Origin of the sequence: Paenibacillus sp. FSL L8-0470, from assembly GCF_038008625.1 — a bacterium.
GTDB lineage: Bacteria > Bacillota > Bacilli > Paenibacillales > Paenibacillaceae > Paenibacillus_AQ.
On the sequence record NZ_JBBOZM010000001.1, the window covers coordinates 4,697,334 to 4,711,652 of the forward strand.

14 protein-coding genes are annotated in these 14,319 nt (G+C 48.0%); 5 read left to right on the forward strand and 9 right to left on the reverse strand.

The features are described from left to right. Nucleotides 1-50 precede the first annotated feature (50 nt). Nucleotides 51-1,889 (forward strand): ABC transporter ATP-binding protein, encoded by a 1,839-nt coding sequence (locus tag NST99_RS21500; protein ID WP_341094244.1) that lies wholly within the window; start codon nucleotides 51-53, stop codon nucleotides 1,887-1,889. Continuing rightward, nucleotides 1,886-3,715 carry an ABC transporter ATP-binding protein gene (locus tag NST99_RS21505; protein WP_341094245.1) on the forward strand — a complete coding sequence of 610 codons (1,830 nt, stop codon included), beginning with the start codon at nucleotides 1,886-1,888 and terminating at the stop codon, nucleotides 3,713-3,715. The genes NST99_RS21500 and NST99_RS21505 overlap by 4 nt, the downstream gene beginning before the upstream one ends. A gap of 84 nt (nucleotides 3,716-3,799) precedes the next feature. On the opposite strand, the gene NST99_RS21510 is transcribed toward NST99_RS21505, so the two are convergent. Continuing rightward, on the reverse strand, nucleotides 3,800-4,258 hold the full coding sequence (locus NST99_RS21510; protein WP_341094246.1) for an Lrp/AsnC family transcriptional regulator: 459 nt from the start codon (nucleotides 4,256-4,258) through the stop codon (nucleotides 3,800-3,802). A gap of 171 nt (nucleotides 4,259-4,429) precedes the next feature. Here NST99_RS21510 and NST99_RS21515 point away from each other — a divergent pair, with 171 nt between their 5' ends. Both NST99_RS21515 and NST99_RS21520 read left to right on the forward strand, forming a co-directional pair. Then, the gene (locus tag NST99_RS21515) at nucleotides 4,430-5,605 is read left to right on the forward strand and encodes a serine hydrolase domain-containing protein (RefSeq protein WP_341094247.1); all 1,176 of its coding nucleotides are present in this window, start codon (nucleotides 4,430-4,432) and stop codon (nucleotides 5,603-5,605) included. A 30-nt stretch (nucleotides 5,606-5,635) separates the two neighbouring features. Next, nucleotides 5,636-6,835, forward strand: coding sequence for an MFS transporter (locus NST99_RS21520; protein ID WP_341094248.1), 1,200 nt, complete (start codon nucleotides 5,636-5,638; stop codon nucleotides 6,833-6,835). A 142-nt stretch (nucleotides 6,836-6,977) separates the two neighbouring features. On the opposite strand, the gene NST99_RS21525 is transcribed toward NST99_RS21520, so the two are convergent. The 3 genes from NST99_RS21525 to NST99_RS21535 all read right to left on the reverse strand — a co-directional run bounded on the left by NST99_RS21525 (nucleotide 6,978) and on the right by NST99_RS21535 (nucleotide 9,266). Next, complete coding sequence (locus tag NST99_RS21525; RefSeq protein WP_341094249.1) at nucleotides 6,978-7,853, reverse strand: AraC family transcriptional regulator; 876 nt, start codon at nucleotides 7,851-7,853, stop codon at nucleotides 6,978-6,980. 175 nt (nucleotides 7,854-8,028) lie between these two features. Next, nucleotides 8,029-8,454, reverse strand: a complete 426-nt coding sequence (locus tag NST99_RS21530; protein ID WP_341094250.1) for a GNAT family N-acetyltransferase — start codon at nucleotides 8,452-8,454, stop codon at nucleotides 8,029-8,031. Between the two features lie 35 nt (nucleotides 8,455-8,489). After that, nucleotides 8,490-9,266, reverse strand: coding sequence for a hypothetical protein (locus tag NST99_RS21535; protein ID WP_341094251.1), 777 nt, complete (start codon nucleotides 9,264-9,266; stop codon nucleotides 8,490-8,492). Nucleotides 9,267-9,429: 163 nt separating this feature from the next. Between NST99_RS21535 and NST99_RS21540 the strand changes: the two genes are divergently transcribed. Next, nucleotides 9,430-10,587, forward strand: a complete 1,158-nt coding sequence (locus tag NST99_RS21540) for an acyltransferase family protein (RefSeq protein ID WP_341094252.1) — start codon at nucleotides 9,430-9,432, stop codon at nucleotides 10,585-10,587. A gap of 134 nt (nucleotides 10,588-10,721) precedes the next feature. Here the strand turns inward: NST99_RS21540 and NST99_RS21545 are convergent, their stop codons facing one another. From NST99_RS21545 to NST99_RS21565, 5 genes are all read right to left on the reverse strand, one after another. After that, on the reverse strand, nucleotides 10,722-11,156 hold the full coding sequence (locus NST99_RS21545; protein WP_341094253.1) for a MarR family winged helix-turn-helix transcriptional regulator: 435 nt from the start codon (nucleotides 11,154-11,156) through the stop codon (nucleotides 10,722-10,724). A 5-nt stretch (nucleotides 11,157-11,161) separates the two neighbouring features. Next, nucleotides 11,162-12,121: a zinc-binding dehydrogenase gene (locus tag NST99_RS21550; protein ID WP_341094254.1), complete on the reverse strand. Its 960-nt coding sequence runs from the start codon at nucleotides 12,119-12,121 to the stop codon at nucleotides 11,162-11,164. 238 nt (nucleotides 12,122-12,359) lie between these two features. Next, on the reverse strand, nucleotides 12,360-13,085 hold the full coding sequence (locus NST99_RS21555) for a hypothetical protein (RefSeq protein WP_341094255.1): 726 nt from the start codon (nucleotides 13,083-13,085) through the stop codon (nucleotides 12,360-12,362). 179 nt (nucleotides 13,086-13,264) lie between these two features. Then, nucleotides 13,265-13,753 carry a hypothetical protein gene (locus NST99_RS21560; RefSeq protein WP_341094256.1) on the reverse strand — a complete coding sequence of 163 codons (489 nt, stop codon included), beginning with the start codon at nucleotides 13,751-13,753 and terminating at the stop codon, nucleotides 13,265-13,267. A gap of 7 nt (nucleotides 13,754-13,760) precedes the next feature. Further along, entirely contained in the window at nucleotides 13,761-14,210 is a 450-nt protein-coding gene (locus tag NST99_RS21565; protein ID WP_341094257.1) for a DUF5412 family protein, read from the reverse strand. Nucleotides 14,211-14,319 lie beyond the last annotated feature (109 nt).

Consider the following 14,319-nt stretch of genomic DNA (forward strand, 5'->3'; position numbering starts at 1 on the left):
CTGGCTTAACAGGAGTACAGGAAAATTTGAGAATAAGGGGAGTGTCCCTCGTGAGTGAATCAAGCCATGCAGCAGCCGGCAACAAGGAATCCGCTGCTGTTTCCAGCACAACTTTCCGTTTATTTAAACTTGGCAGGCCTTATTTAGGCTGGTACATTCTATTATGCGCCCTGGCAGCAGTCATCTCTCTTACAACGGTTGGTGTAGCCGAAGCTTTACGGCGAATTATTAATTCGGCTACAAATCACAATATGCCGGGCCTGACCTCCGCCACCCTGTTTGCCGTTGTCATTATGTTCGTCGATGCCGCAGCCAACTTTCTAAAAAGCTATTTGTCAGGTGTACTTGAGGTCAAGTCGACCTCCCGGCTTCAGGTATCACTTCTGGGCAGACTGCTGAACGTGCAAATGAAAGAGCTGGATCGTTATCATTCTGCAGATCTGATCAGCCGGATTAATGATTCCGCCTCTGCGGCCCAGCATGGAATCAACCAGAAAACCATTGACCTGTTCAGCAATCTGCTGCAGATTGCTTTCCTTCTCACCTATCTGTTATCGCTTCAATTTGCGTTAACCTTGGGAACGATCATCATTTGTTCCCTGGTTCCACTCGTCATGCTTCCCTTCACTTCCCGGCTGCGCTCCATGCATGAGCAAAGACAGAAGATCGAAACCGCGCAGCAAATGTTTATTCAGGATACGGTCCAGGGTGCCGAAGTCGTGCGTGCCTTCTCTCTTGCCCCCAGGCTGCACCAACAATTTGCCGCCCGGGTAAAACAATATTTCACTATTCATATACCGCTCACCCGTTTAGAAGCTGTTGGCTATAATATGCCACTGGTCGTTATCCTTGGCGGACTGCTCTACGTCCTCTCTTTTGGCGGATATCTGGTCATCGGGGGGCGTTTGGATGTGGGGGCTGTGGCGGCCTTTCTGATCTGTTTTGAGCAGATTTCAAATCCGGTCTCGAAGCTGGCCAACCTGTGGACGGAGTTGCAGATGTCTTTAGCGCAAGGCAAAAGGATGTTTGAAGTGCTGGATTTACCGGAGGAAGCGGCAAATTACGAAGCTGCAGCTTTAAATTCCCGGATGGAGATAACTGAAGAGCCCGATCCGGAAATGATCAGCCGATCCGATATTTCTTTTAACAACGTAACTTTCCGCTATGATGCCGCTCCAGTATTAAACAATGTGCAGCTTACCATACGACCCGGGAAGGTGACTGCATTAGCAGGCCCCAGTGGAAGCGGAAAAAGCACCCTGCTTCATTTGCTGCTCGCAGCCTATGAACCGGACGAAGGGGTTATCTGCTGTGGCGCTCACCCCTTAAGCAGAATCCCGCTCCGGCTCTGGCGTGAGCGAATTGCCTACGTGTCCCAGGAGCCTTATCTGTTCTCCGGCACTTTCCATGAGAATATAGCCTGGGGAAAATCCGGTGCCACAACGGAGGAGGTCATCCAAGCAGCCCAAAGAGCCGGCATCCATGAAGTCATTATGAGAACGCCCTTACAATATGAGACTACTGTTGGGGAACGGGGGTTAACATTATCCGGCGGGGAACGGCAGCGTCTCTCCATTGCCCGGGCGTTTGTCCGCGAGCCCAAACTTCTGCTGCTCGATGAACCCACGGCCGCACTGGACAGCCACAATGAGGAGCTGATTCAGCAAGCCCTCAGGGAGCTCATGCATGACCGGACAACAGTCGTTATTGCCCATAGATTGTCCACTATCCGTGACGCCGATCAGATTTATTTCATGGAAGCAGGATCTGTAGCAGAAACAGGCACACATCAGGAGTTAATGGCACTAGAAGGCAAGTACTTCAAAATGGTTGAGACTTCGATGAAGCAGAATCACGATTTGCTTGAGGTCAGGGAGGGTCTGGAATGAATGCAAAAGCGTCCGCAAAACTCAAGCTTGGATATGTACTGCGCAGGTTGATGACCTTCTCAACCCCCTACCGTATCGGGTTAATGGCGGCTGTATTACTGCTCTCGGCAAGGCTAGTCTTGGACATCGGCTTTGCAGCCATCCAGCAGGTGTTTATTGATACCATCAACAGCTCTAATATGCATTCCCTTACCCGCATTACCGTTATTTGCGCCATCGTCTGTTTTATCATTATTATCTGCCTCATGCTGCAGCATTACTTCCGCTTTATTACAGAGAGCCAAATGGCTTGGGCGATTCGCGCCAAGCTGTTCGACAAGACCCACCGGCTTCCCTTCCGCGAAGTCCAGTCCATGCATTCAGGAGATTTGGTCTCGCGCAATAACCGGGATGCAGGTGCGGCCATTGGCATGATTAACGGCATCGTCTATGATTTGGGCTATAATCTGCTTTTATGTCTCGTTTCTTTTCTGTACCTGGCGAAAATGGATGTCTGGATCGCGCTGCTGGCGCTCGGTTCGGGACCGGTTGTGTTTCTTTCCGGACGCTTCTTTGACCGCAGACTCCGCAAACTGTTCACGGAGATCCATCAGAAGGAAGCTGAGCTGCGGGGTATTCTGCAGGAAACGCTGCAAGGAATGAAAGTGGTCCGGGCCTTTTCCCTGGAGGACAATCTCTTGAACCGGTATGCAGCCGGACGTGAGCAGTTGAACCGGCTGCAGCGCCAAAGAGCACTGCTGAACACGCTGCTCTGGCAGTCCTCTGCCTTTATCAACAATATCGTAATGGTGGCCTGCGCTGCGCTGATCGCAGTCTCTGCCGTAAGAGGCGGAACAACAGCCGGTGAAGTACTCGCCTTCATCATTCTGATGGGACGGGTACAGTGGCCTTTTGTCCACATGTCCCAGACCTGGGGTGGTGTTCAAGAAGCGTTAGGAGCAGCCGACCGCGTATTCGCTGTACTGGATGCAGATGAGGAAGGAGCACCACATTCTTCCCCGGCTTCGTCCCCTCCTCCCCCCGCTTCGGAGAAGTCGGCTGCATTAAGCCTACAAGAGGTCAGCTATAGCTATTCCGGCCGAATAGAAACGGAGCCGCCGCTGTTTGAAGGCTTCAGCCTGCAAATTCAGCATGGAGAAACGGTCGCTGTTGTAGGTCCAAGCGGTTCCGGCAAAACAACGCTTGCCCGCTTATGCTGTGGATTGTATGCACCCGATGCCGGCAGCATCTCAGTTTATGGAAGAGCGGTTCAGGAGCAGCTGGAAGAAGCCCGGGCACAGGTTACTTATGTACCGCAATCCCCTTATTTGTTCTCTGGTACGATTAGAGACAATATAGCCTTCAGCTCTAATTCAGCCAGTGAACAAGAAATTTACGAAGCCGCCCGGCTTGCGGGCGCAGCCGAGTTTATCGCGAAGCTTCCGGGCGGATACGATACGGTCATCGGTGAACACGGCTCGAGTCTTTCCGGCGGACAACGGCAGCGAATCGCTATTGCCCGGGCCTTTCTTCGTGATGCACCGCTGCTTTTGCTGGACGAAGCCACTTCTGCTCTGGATAACGAATCCGAGCTGCTGGTTCAGGAAGCGTTGGATCACTTGATGAACAACAGGACTACACTGGTAATTGCACACAGGCTTTCAACCGTACGGAACGCATCCAGAATTGTTGTACTGGATCAGGGGGTAATTGCCGAGGAAGGCACACATGATGTTTTGCTCGCCCAAAACGGGCTTTATGCACAGTTATATAACCTCCAGTTTAAAGCAGCAGAGGCAGAAGCATCCCTATTTGAAGAATCACATGCAGCTATACTACCTGCTTAGTTTATAGTTGAAGCACACAAAGGCTCGAATCCCCGGCGCAGCTGCGCTAGGGTTCGAGCCTTAAATCATTCCGGCGGGGGTTGATTAACTCAGCATATTTATTGGTGTTTCCCCCAGTGAAGGGATGAGGAATTTATGATCGATAGGAGATGACATCACGATTAGAATCGTGTAGGTCCCGTATTTATCACATTGATTTCCGAACTCTTCAAGCGCTCGCGTAGAATCGCTAATCACTTTCAACAAATAGTTGTGCTCCCCGCTTATCCGGTAACATTCGACCACATCGGGAGCGGCCCGGCAGAAATCAAGGAATGCGTTACAATCTCTAGAATGAAACAATATATAGGCGGCAGCCTGCTTGCCAATCTTTTCAGGGGATATGATGGTGCGATACTCACTGATGATCCCCTTCTCCTCCATGCGTTTAACCCTCTCTGTAACTGCAGGCTGTGATAAGCCGACGTTTTTCCCCAGTTCTGTCATAGAAATTCTCGCTTGGCTCTGCAGGTGGAACAGGATTTGCTTATCCACATGATCCATTATAGTCAGCTCCTTTAAAATTCAGGTCAATTGGTTAAAACAAATATAATTTAATCGTTATACAGCCGAGTTACCTTTGTTACGTTATGTAACCAAGGTAACTTATTTTATATAATAAGCCTACAATAGTAAAGTGTCCAAGACTTTAACTATTCCGAGAGGATGGAGACCATGTATACATTATATTCAAACCCAAGTGATCCGCAATGTTTGTCGGGCCGCATCGATGAAGTATTGGATCGGACGCTTGCCGACAAGAGGTTGGTAGGAGCCGTCATTAAAGTGGCGATAGACGGAACAATAGTTTACAGCCGCGCTGCCGGTTATGCTGACCGCGGGCTGAACCGGCTCATGAGTGAAGATGCTTTATTCCGGCTCGCCTCGGTCACCAAACCTATTGTTTCCACGGCTGCCTTAGTGCTGGTTGCGCAAGGGCGCCTGCAGTTGGACGACCGTGTTGACCGTTGGCTTCCGGAGTTCCGCCCACGCTTGCAGAACGGCGAACTCGCGCAATTGACGGTCCGCCATCTAATGACGCATACGGCGGGTCTGTCTTACCGGTTCTTACAGGAAGAGAATAGTTCCTATCAGCGGGCAGGGATTTCGGACGGCATGGATCAGTCCGGAATCACACTGGAAGAGAATATGCGCCGCCTCGCCTCTGTGCCGCTTCTCTACACGCCAGGCACCGAGTGGAGATATTCCATAGCAACGGATGTGCTGGGTGCAATCATCGCCCAGGTCACAGAAACAACGCTTAGCGAAGCCATAGATTCACTGGTAACCAAACCGCTCGGCATGAGTGACACCGGGTTCATTGCAGCTGATCCAGAACGGCTGGCCACCCCCTATGCCAACGACTACCCGGAGCCGCGGCCATTACTTGATCCCGACAAGATTGCCTTTGTGGACGGTACAGCAGGCTTCCTGCTTGCTCCAGGCCGGGCACTTGATGCCGCCGCCTATCCCTCCGGTGGAGCCGGTATGGTTGGCAGTGCCGGGGACTTTTTGCATCTGCTGGAAACATTGCGCCAGGGCGGGGCCCCTTTGCTGCCGGAATCTCTGATTCATGAAATGACTACCAATCAGATCGGTGATCTGCCTATGCCCTTTTGGCCAGGACGGGGATTCGGTCTTGGCATTACAGTACTGAAAGACCCTGCCGCCGCAAACACTCCTGAATCACCGGGAACATGGCGGATGGGCGGCACTTATGGTCATTCATGGTTCGTCGATCCTACGCAGCGGCTCAGCGTTGTGGCATTTACCAATACCTTACTGGAAGGCATGTCCGGCCAGTTTACGGTTGACCTTTGTGACGCAATTTATGCCGGCATCAGATCATAGAGAATGAGTACAGGAGAGGGTGCTACTCAAATGAGCCAAAATACAACTTCTTCCGCACAGCATGACTCCGGCACTTCTGAGCGGCTCCCATGGGCTGGCTTGCTCGCCCTCGCGATGACGGGGTTTATCTGTATTCTCACCGAAACGGTTCCAGCCGGCTTGCTGCTGCAAATTGGTGATGGGCTTGGAGTCTCTGAAGCTCTAGCCGGTCAGCTTGTCACTTTGTACGCCCTCGGTTCATTGTTGGCCGCCATTCCTTTAACCGCCGCAACACGCGGATGGCGGCGGAGGCCCCTGCTGCTGCTATGCATTATTGGTTTTCTCGTATTCAACACCGTCACTGCCTTTTCATCTAATTATATATTGACACTGGCAGCCCGCTTTTTGGCCGGCATCTGTGCCGGTGTCCTGTGGGGGATGATCGCAGGTTATGCCCGCCGCATGGTGCCGGAATCACTTAAGGGGCGGGCCATGGCGGTGGCGATGGTCGGCACGCCTCTGGCCCTGGCCATCGGTGTCCCTGCCGGAACATTTCTTGGCACCTTCGTCGGCTGGCGTGCTGTGTTTGGAATCATGTCACTGCTTGCGCTGCTGCTGGTCTTCTGGGTGCTTTGGAAGCTGCCGGACTACCCGGGCACAAGTGCCGATAAGCAGCTGCCGCTCTATAAGGTTTTTGTTATTCCCGGAGTGCGGCCGGTTCTGGCAGTCGTTCTCGCTTGGGTACTGGCCCATAACATCCTTTATACCTATATTGCGCCATTTCTTGCGCAGGCCGGACTTACCCGGCGTATTGACCTGGTGCTGCTTATTTTCGGTATTACTTCACTGGCAGGCATCGGGATTACCGGTATTCTGATCGACCGTAAATTGCGTCCATTGGTTCTGATCAGCCTCGCAGCATTTACTTTGGCCGCCATTGCACTTGGCATAAGCAACCATCCCGTCGTAATCTATCCTGTGGTTGCTGCATGGGGATTGACGTTCGGAGGCGCTGCAACAATGCTGCAGACAGCAATTGCTGAAGCTGCCGGGGAGAGTGCCGATGTCGCCCAGTCTATGTTGGTGACGGCATGGAATCTGGCGATCGGCAGCGGTGGTGTGCTGGGCGGGGTTCTAATCGAAACGCTGGGTGTCGCCTCATTCCCCTGGGCATTGTTTATTCTATTGCTGCTTGCGCTGTTCACAGCTTGGCAAGCGAAGGTATACGGATTTCCGTTGAAGCGGCCTTGAGGGGATTGACATGTGAGAGAACCGGTCACCTGTGTTGCCGGTTGAGCCAGACAAAACAAATACACCGTCAGCAATCTGACGGTGTATTTGTTTTGTACTAATCCTTCTTGAACAAGTGTGCTCCCTTAAGCTGCACCCGCTTCTACACTCTTTTTGCAACCGGAATCCAGATTTCGCTTTTGTAAGTCGGGGACGTTACGTCTTTGCTCTCATTCCATAAGATTTCCGGCCCTTCGGTCTGCTCATAGTTGGAAGAAGGGAACCACTCGGAATAGATCCGTCCCCAAATATTTTGCAGGGTAGCCGGAAAAGGTCCGATGGACTCGAATACCGCCCAAGACATTGCCGGAACCTCCAGCACCGAGAAGGTCTCGGGACATCCCAGAGTGGTAGCCACTCCGATGTAATGATCCAGTTCCCCCTTTTCTTCCATCCGCCCCTCGGAAAAGTTTGTGGACGCGCTTATCAGTCCCAGGGGTACGACATTCGAAAGCTCCTTGAGCTTGGAGAGGGTTGGCAGATCCAGGCTTTGCCACATTGCGGAGATCTCCGGATTCACCCCCTCAAAAATAATAGGGACTCTCTTCTTGATCCCGACGATATGGAATGCTTCCTTCTCCTCAATCCGGTAATTCATTTCATTTCCTCCTCTGATCATGAGCTGAAAAGTCATTCGAGGAAAGGACTTCAGTGAAGGTCCTGCGGTTCTTGCTTCTGAGGGCAGAACACCGTGAAACTGCTGGAATGCCTTGGTGAAGGCGTCCGGTGAACTGTATCCATAATTCAGCGCAATGTCGATAATTTTGAGCTGACTGCTCTGCAGATCGAAGGCCGCGAGCGTCAACCGTCTACGCCGTACATATTCCGAAAGCGAAAGGCCGGCGAGAAAAGAAAACATCCGCTTGAAATGATATTCCGAGCATAATGCGCGTTTTGCCGCTTCCCGGTAATCAATCTCCCCAGTCAGTTGTTCTTCGATATAAGCCAATGCATGATTCATGTTCTCCAGCAGGTTCATCTTCGCTCCTCCTCTCCTCACATCCAGAATAGCAATAATGGTGCACAGTCACCCGACAATTCGTGCACTGTTAATGACGGGTCCTTAGAGATTTAGATCAGTGGTTATTCCACACCACGCACGTACTGCTCTATGTAAGTAACTGCATCAGCAAAATCTCCAGGCAATATTCATACTATAATCTTTTCTCTAAAACAGCTTCATCATGCTTAATATACCCGCAGCGTGCATATGTGGCAATCGCCGGATGATTCGTTTTTCCTGTCAAAATCTTCACTGTGCCTACACCGCGCAAGCGGAGCTTAGCTTCCAGAAAGGCAAGCAGTGCCACCGCCACGCCTTTCCTCCGGGCTGATTCCTGAACATACATTTCCGTAATTTCACCATGACTTGCTGCGTAGCAGAAGGATTGTGAGCTCTGCGCGCAGGCAAAGCCGACGACTTGGTCCCTTAATTCGGCAACGGCAACTAACTCGTTCCCAGTGTTCAAACTTTCGATAATTTCCGCCTCCGGACGCTTATCCCCGCCATTAAACTCATAATTTAACCTGGACAAAACATCCGCATCTTTTATTGTAGCCAGCCTGACTAATGGAAGCATTTATATTCACACCCTCAGCAAAAATATAATGAAACTTACATTCCCGCAGCCGCCTTAATTTGCTGCCTTTGGGTTGTGATTAACTCCTGTAAACGGTCTGTTCCGAACGCGCCTGCCGTGAAGGCATTCCCCTTGGGATAATATACCATCCGGAAAGAAGTGCCGTCTTGCAGATGCACCCGCAGGAACACTCCGTATTCATGTTTTGTTTGCTTATAGACTGCATCAAAACCAACATTCTTCAGAGGCAGCAGTTCACGAATAAATCCTTCGGAGGCCTCTTTAGTGAAATCACCAATCTGACTGCTATCCATACCGCTTTCCAGACTAACTTTGTCCACTTTCCCTGCAATATCCAGCAGGTCTCCGATAGTGGCTGCCTTTGGATTCTCTTCTACTTCATAAATCTTGTTATCCGCTACCACCCGATATTCGGATCTGTAGCCTTCCAGCGCATAGATCACTGTACCCACAGGAAGAAATGCGGCATCCCCGTTTTTGACGACATGATCGGTACAGGCATTATCACTCACCTTAAAAGACACTTCCCCAACCTTATCTCCCCGTTGATCCGCAGGTACCGGCTTGGTTGCATCATAATTATGAGAATACCTGATATCATTGATCATCAAGAAATCCACCCATTCAATCTCGGCATAGCAGGGTTCTGACGTCTGCTCCGGCGCTGCTTCAGGTGCAGCAGTCCCGGCTATTGGCTTCACACTCGCCTTATTTGTCGTCCCACAACCGGCTGCGAGCAGCAGCAATATAAGCAGTATTGAAATCGGCCCGCCACTTTTTATCCATTTCATCATCGTAATTCACCTCTGTTACTATTGACGGGCTAGTATACCTTGATGTTACAGCATTTACCAAAACTTTTTCATATTCTTATTAGTTATTCGTTATGAATAACTTTTTATATAAAAGTTCTCCATATGTGCTAAAATATAAACAAATAAAGGAGGGATGCTGATGAATAACCATAAAGTTAAAGCTAATGGTCATTATGTTGAATTAGATTCGCTCAGAGGCATCGCTTCTGTTCTGGTGCTTATTACACACCTGATGATTGTCTTCCCCATGATTTACTCGCCCAGTTCGCCGCAGGATAACCTGACTCTCTTCGTGCTCAAATATTTGCCGTTCACAAGGGCTCTGTTTATCGGCGGTCCGGAAGCTGTCAAACTATTCTTCGTGCTGAGCGGATTTGTTCTGGCTTTACCCTTTCTTAAAGGAACTACAATCCGGTACTTGCCCTACTTGCTCAAGAGATTTCTCAGAATCTGCATCCCTTTCTATGTTGCCATATGTTTAGCGGTACTTCTCAGCATAGTGATCCAAAGGAGCTCCATTCCTGAACTGAGTGAGTGGTATAATTCCATGAGCTGGACTACGCCGATCTCAGCCAGACTACTCTTGGGACATTTTTTCCTGATCGGCAGCTTCAATGTGAATGCATTTAACAATGTAATTTGGTCGCTGGTTCATGAAATGCGCATATCCATTCTGTTCCCCTTGATGATGTATGGAGTGATCAGATATTCATGGCAAAAAAACGTCGCAGCCTACCTATTGGCTGGTATTATCGGTTTTTATTTAGGCGGATACGGAGATACGGTTGGTTATATGCTGCTGTTTGTGGTCGGCGCATTGCTGGCGAAACACAGAGCTTTTTTCATCAAACATTATAAAAGAACCGGATCTCTCCCGAAAATCATTCTTTTTACCTTTGCCTATGCGTTGTATTCGCTGCATGCACCAGGAAGCAACCCCTTAATCACAGGTATGGTTTCCTATATCAACATGCTCGGGTGCGGCTCGTTAATAATCATTGCCTTATCCAGCGGGAGATTCTCAACAATCCTGAGAAATAAAATCGTCAGCTATCTGGGGCGGATCTCGTACAGCCTGTATTTATATCATTTCATTATCCTGGTAGCTTCCATTAAATTATTGTACGGAATCATCCCTATTGGCTTCATCCTCTTGCTAACAGCCGCGGCTAGTATTTCCATTGCTGCATTGTCCTATCTTTTTATAGAAATCCCGTCTATTAAATGGGGTAAAACACTTACACGCAGCAGGGATACCGCCATTCAGCAGCAATACGCACTTCCCCCATCACAATAAGGTTAGCTATTCTAAAAGGTGCAAAGTGATTGAGTCACTATGCCCTTTTTGGGCTTGACAAAAAAAACACCTTGCTCGTTTGGTATCATGGGAGCGCGAGCAACCATGCCAATAAGAAAGTGTCTGAACATTGATTAGTTGAATTTATTTAAGGAATCAATTAAGCGTCTTAAGTCGTTCAATAAACGCTGCTTTTCGTCTACGGTCCAGTCCGTCAAGGCTTCTTGTAAGATGCCATTTCGAGTGGAGTTAATTTGAGAAAAAATCTCCTTTCCGTGATTTGTTAATTCAGAAACACGAATTCTAGAATCATTCTTTGCCGGATAAGTATGGACCAATCCGGCTATTTCCAATTTATCAATTTGACGGCTAACACTGGAGTAATTTTTGCCCATCATGGCAGCCAAATCGCCGACACTAGTTGACTGAAGACGCCCAATGCCGATGAAAACACGAAAAGCAGCTGCTTCCATGTTAACGCCAGCATGGGCAATCATTTTCTTATGGCGATCTGACTGATTAAGCATTGTAGTCAATTCAATCAGTGTACTAAAAAGTTTATCTTCCATGTTCCTTATTTTATCATTATAACGGGACGAGGTGTCAATGGCGCATTCCAGGCTATTTCGATATCTTCTAAAGAAAATGTTGTTGTAGCGATGTGGATCTTTCCTTTTGAAGCAAGATCCAAAACACTTTGTGCAGATGACAGCATATTCAATTGTGAAACACTTCTGCCGCCACTGCCGACCAGCTCGATCGTAGATGCACGAAGTAATGAAGAGGGCATATTGATGGATTCTTGCCCGGACGCAGTTCCTATACTAACAAATCGCGTTGGGCGGCTCCTACCAGCTTTTGCAGCAGCAGAGAGAATGGCGAAGGCACTGTCACCCCAGAGATAATCGAGTACAACATCTACTCCATCCGCAAAAGCTGGCTCTAAGGCTTTCTCAAAAGCATTTTTGCCGTTGTCAGTATTCATGTCAAATGCAACGAATTCATCTGCTCCGATGGACTGTAGCTTTGTGTGGTTTCGTCCTGTTGCAATAATTTTTTTTGCGCCTAAATGTTTTGCAATTTGAATGGCCAAACTACCGGATTCACTAGTTGCACCGTTAATCAGAACCGTTTGACCAGACTGGAAATGCGCCCGATAGACCAAAGCAGCCCACGAGGACATAGCCGGGTTTGTGATTGCAGCGGCGGTTATTTCATCAATCTCTTTGGGTAAATGTATAATCATATTTTTTTCTACAATCGTTTGTTCAGCAAAACTCCCATAGGGTGCGGCAGGGAGCGCAAAGTAAACACGAGATCCATCTGCCAATGTGCCGACACCATCTGCACCAGCTACAAGTGGAAAGTTTGTTTCTGATGAATAATGCATGCCTAATGAACGAAACTTACTAAGTTTACTTAAAGCAGCGGCCGAAACGTTAACAATAACTTTGTCAGCGGATTCAATGGGGGCAGGAAATTGACCTAATACGGGAGGGATTCCCGCTTGCTTAACAATTGCGGCTTTAATCATTTGCATTCTTCCCTTCAATTCATTTATGTGCGTTTTGCACATATATACCATAACATAAATGTGTGCAAAACGCACATATTTTGCGGCCTAGTTTATGTATTGTATTTTGCTGCTGATGTTCACTCAAAAACCCGAACAATTTCTCGCCGATTTCGCGATAATTGCTCGGGTTTTCTGTATTCCCTCTATTCCTGCCATGAGGGATTCACCTGATATCTCTAGTGCGAAAGCTAAGTAACTAATAAATCAGTGCCCTTAACTCATTATGAATTCTCTCTGGGATCTCATAACCCTGTCCACTGTCTTCAGTATCTACCAGCAGACCCGTTATCCCCTCTTGTTCGCTATCCGAAATGTTTAGTACATACTTTTTTTGCGTGCCGTCAAGGTAAGAAATATGCATTAGAAAACATGTAACATAATTCAGTTCACCATTTATTTTCACTGCCTTGTTCAAGGCATTTGCAAAGACTTCAAGTTCATGTTCATCGGTGAAGGTTTTTTCAGTAAATGGTCCAGACTTGTCTGCCCCTTCTTTGCATAAATCAGCACATTCCAGCCTGATGCTCTTGATCCTGGTGTCCTTTATTCGGAGGCTTGTCAAGATCCCGATAAATTCCTGTTTGGTTTCCGCAGCTTTATCATTGTTGGAAAAATTCAAAATATATAAAATTTCTTCTTTATGCGGAATCACCGCATAATAGGTATCATGAGTCCCTGTAAGACCGGACGCTGCAGAGCCGTTGTCGGCATCCAAAGTAAATAATCTGCTTGTTCCCATGGGAATATCAAGCTCCTCCTCAGAAGTCAGCGAGCTGTGATTGGGCATTGCCATTTTCTTGAAATCAAAGTTCTCCACAAATTCACTGGCCGATACTTCGCCCCTGGCCTCACCTTGCTCATCTTTAATTACATAAACCTTCGGATCAGAAGTATCCAATCCCCAGTTTGCCGGCAAGTCCATATGGAGTGTAGACAAATCATAGGACTGTTGAACCGCAGGAACGGCTGCGGAGGTATCCTGCTGTTCTAACGCTGTAGGGGGTGAGCTGGAGCATCCGCCAAGCGTGACTGCTGACAAGATCCATACGATCATTATTTTTTTGGACACAAGCATTACTTATTCCTCCCCATTCATGTAAATTAATGTCCCCGAATATCAAACGAGGCATCATATCCTCCATCATACAAAATGATAAAGTAATAACCGGAGTAATCTGCGATGTCTTTTAATGTATCAAAAGTCAAAGAGCCGTGTTCTAAATGTACCGAATCCACAGAAGCTCCTGTAACAGGCAGGACTTCAGTGATGACCGGGTATTCTCTGCTCCGCTTGGCATTTTTGAAAGTTTCCTTACTGTAAAAGCTTGTCAGCTCGTCAACAGATAATGAAGAATCCACTAGAATTGCAGCCAAAAAGTCCAACCCGTTGCCGTTTCCATTCAGTTTGCCAAGTATAGACTCCCTTTCTACAATCGTGGTTTCAGGCGGGAGCTGATGTTTGCTAAATTGTTTCTCGAACTTGGATAAGTTCACATTGTTAACCAATGGCATGATCAGGAACAGGGAAACGAATAACACTATAATAACCAAAGGAATGACCAGAAGGGTTAATCCTATCTTCTTCAACATAACGGGTCTACTCCTTCACGTCTTGATAGCAGGTTTCATATTGGTCCTTTAGCAGGAGGCTTCGGCAAGCAGAACCTGACTCCTCATAGATCTCGGTTTTCACTTTCAGTTCAATATTCCGGTATTCATTATATTCTGGACTTTCATTGGTGATCGAGAGAATATCCGAAGCTTGCCAGTCCATGAAAAATTCGTCTTTGTGCTCGCTGGAATATATGATTTTCTTCACGCCTGTCTTGCTTTGCTCGACTTCGACAAGATACATTACACCGCCTGCAGCGCCACCATATGGGATATAATACGCGCGTGCATTATACTCACCTTCGGGTGACTCAATGGGACCACTAAATAGGGTAGCTTTCCCAAGATCCTTAAATTGATAGAAATATCTTCTATAGCCCACTAAACCTAAAATGATGATTAGTAGCAGAATTAATACAATCGTTCTTTTTTTCACACTAAACCTCCTATGTGTAAGGATCGCAGTCCATCCATATTGTACCATATAGGGTTTATCAGAATGGACTGGATTGTCATAAGTGGAAACGGCTTCGCCGTCCTCAAAA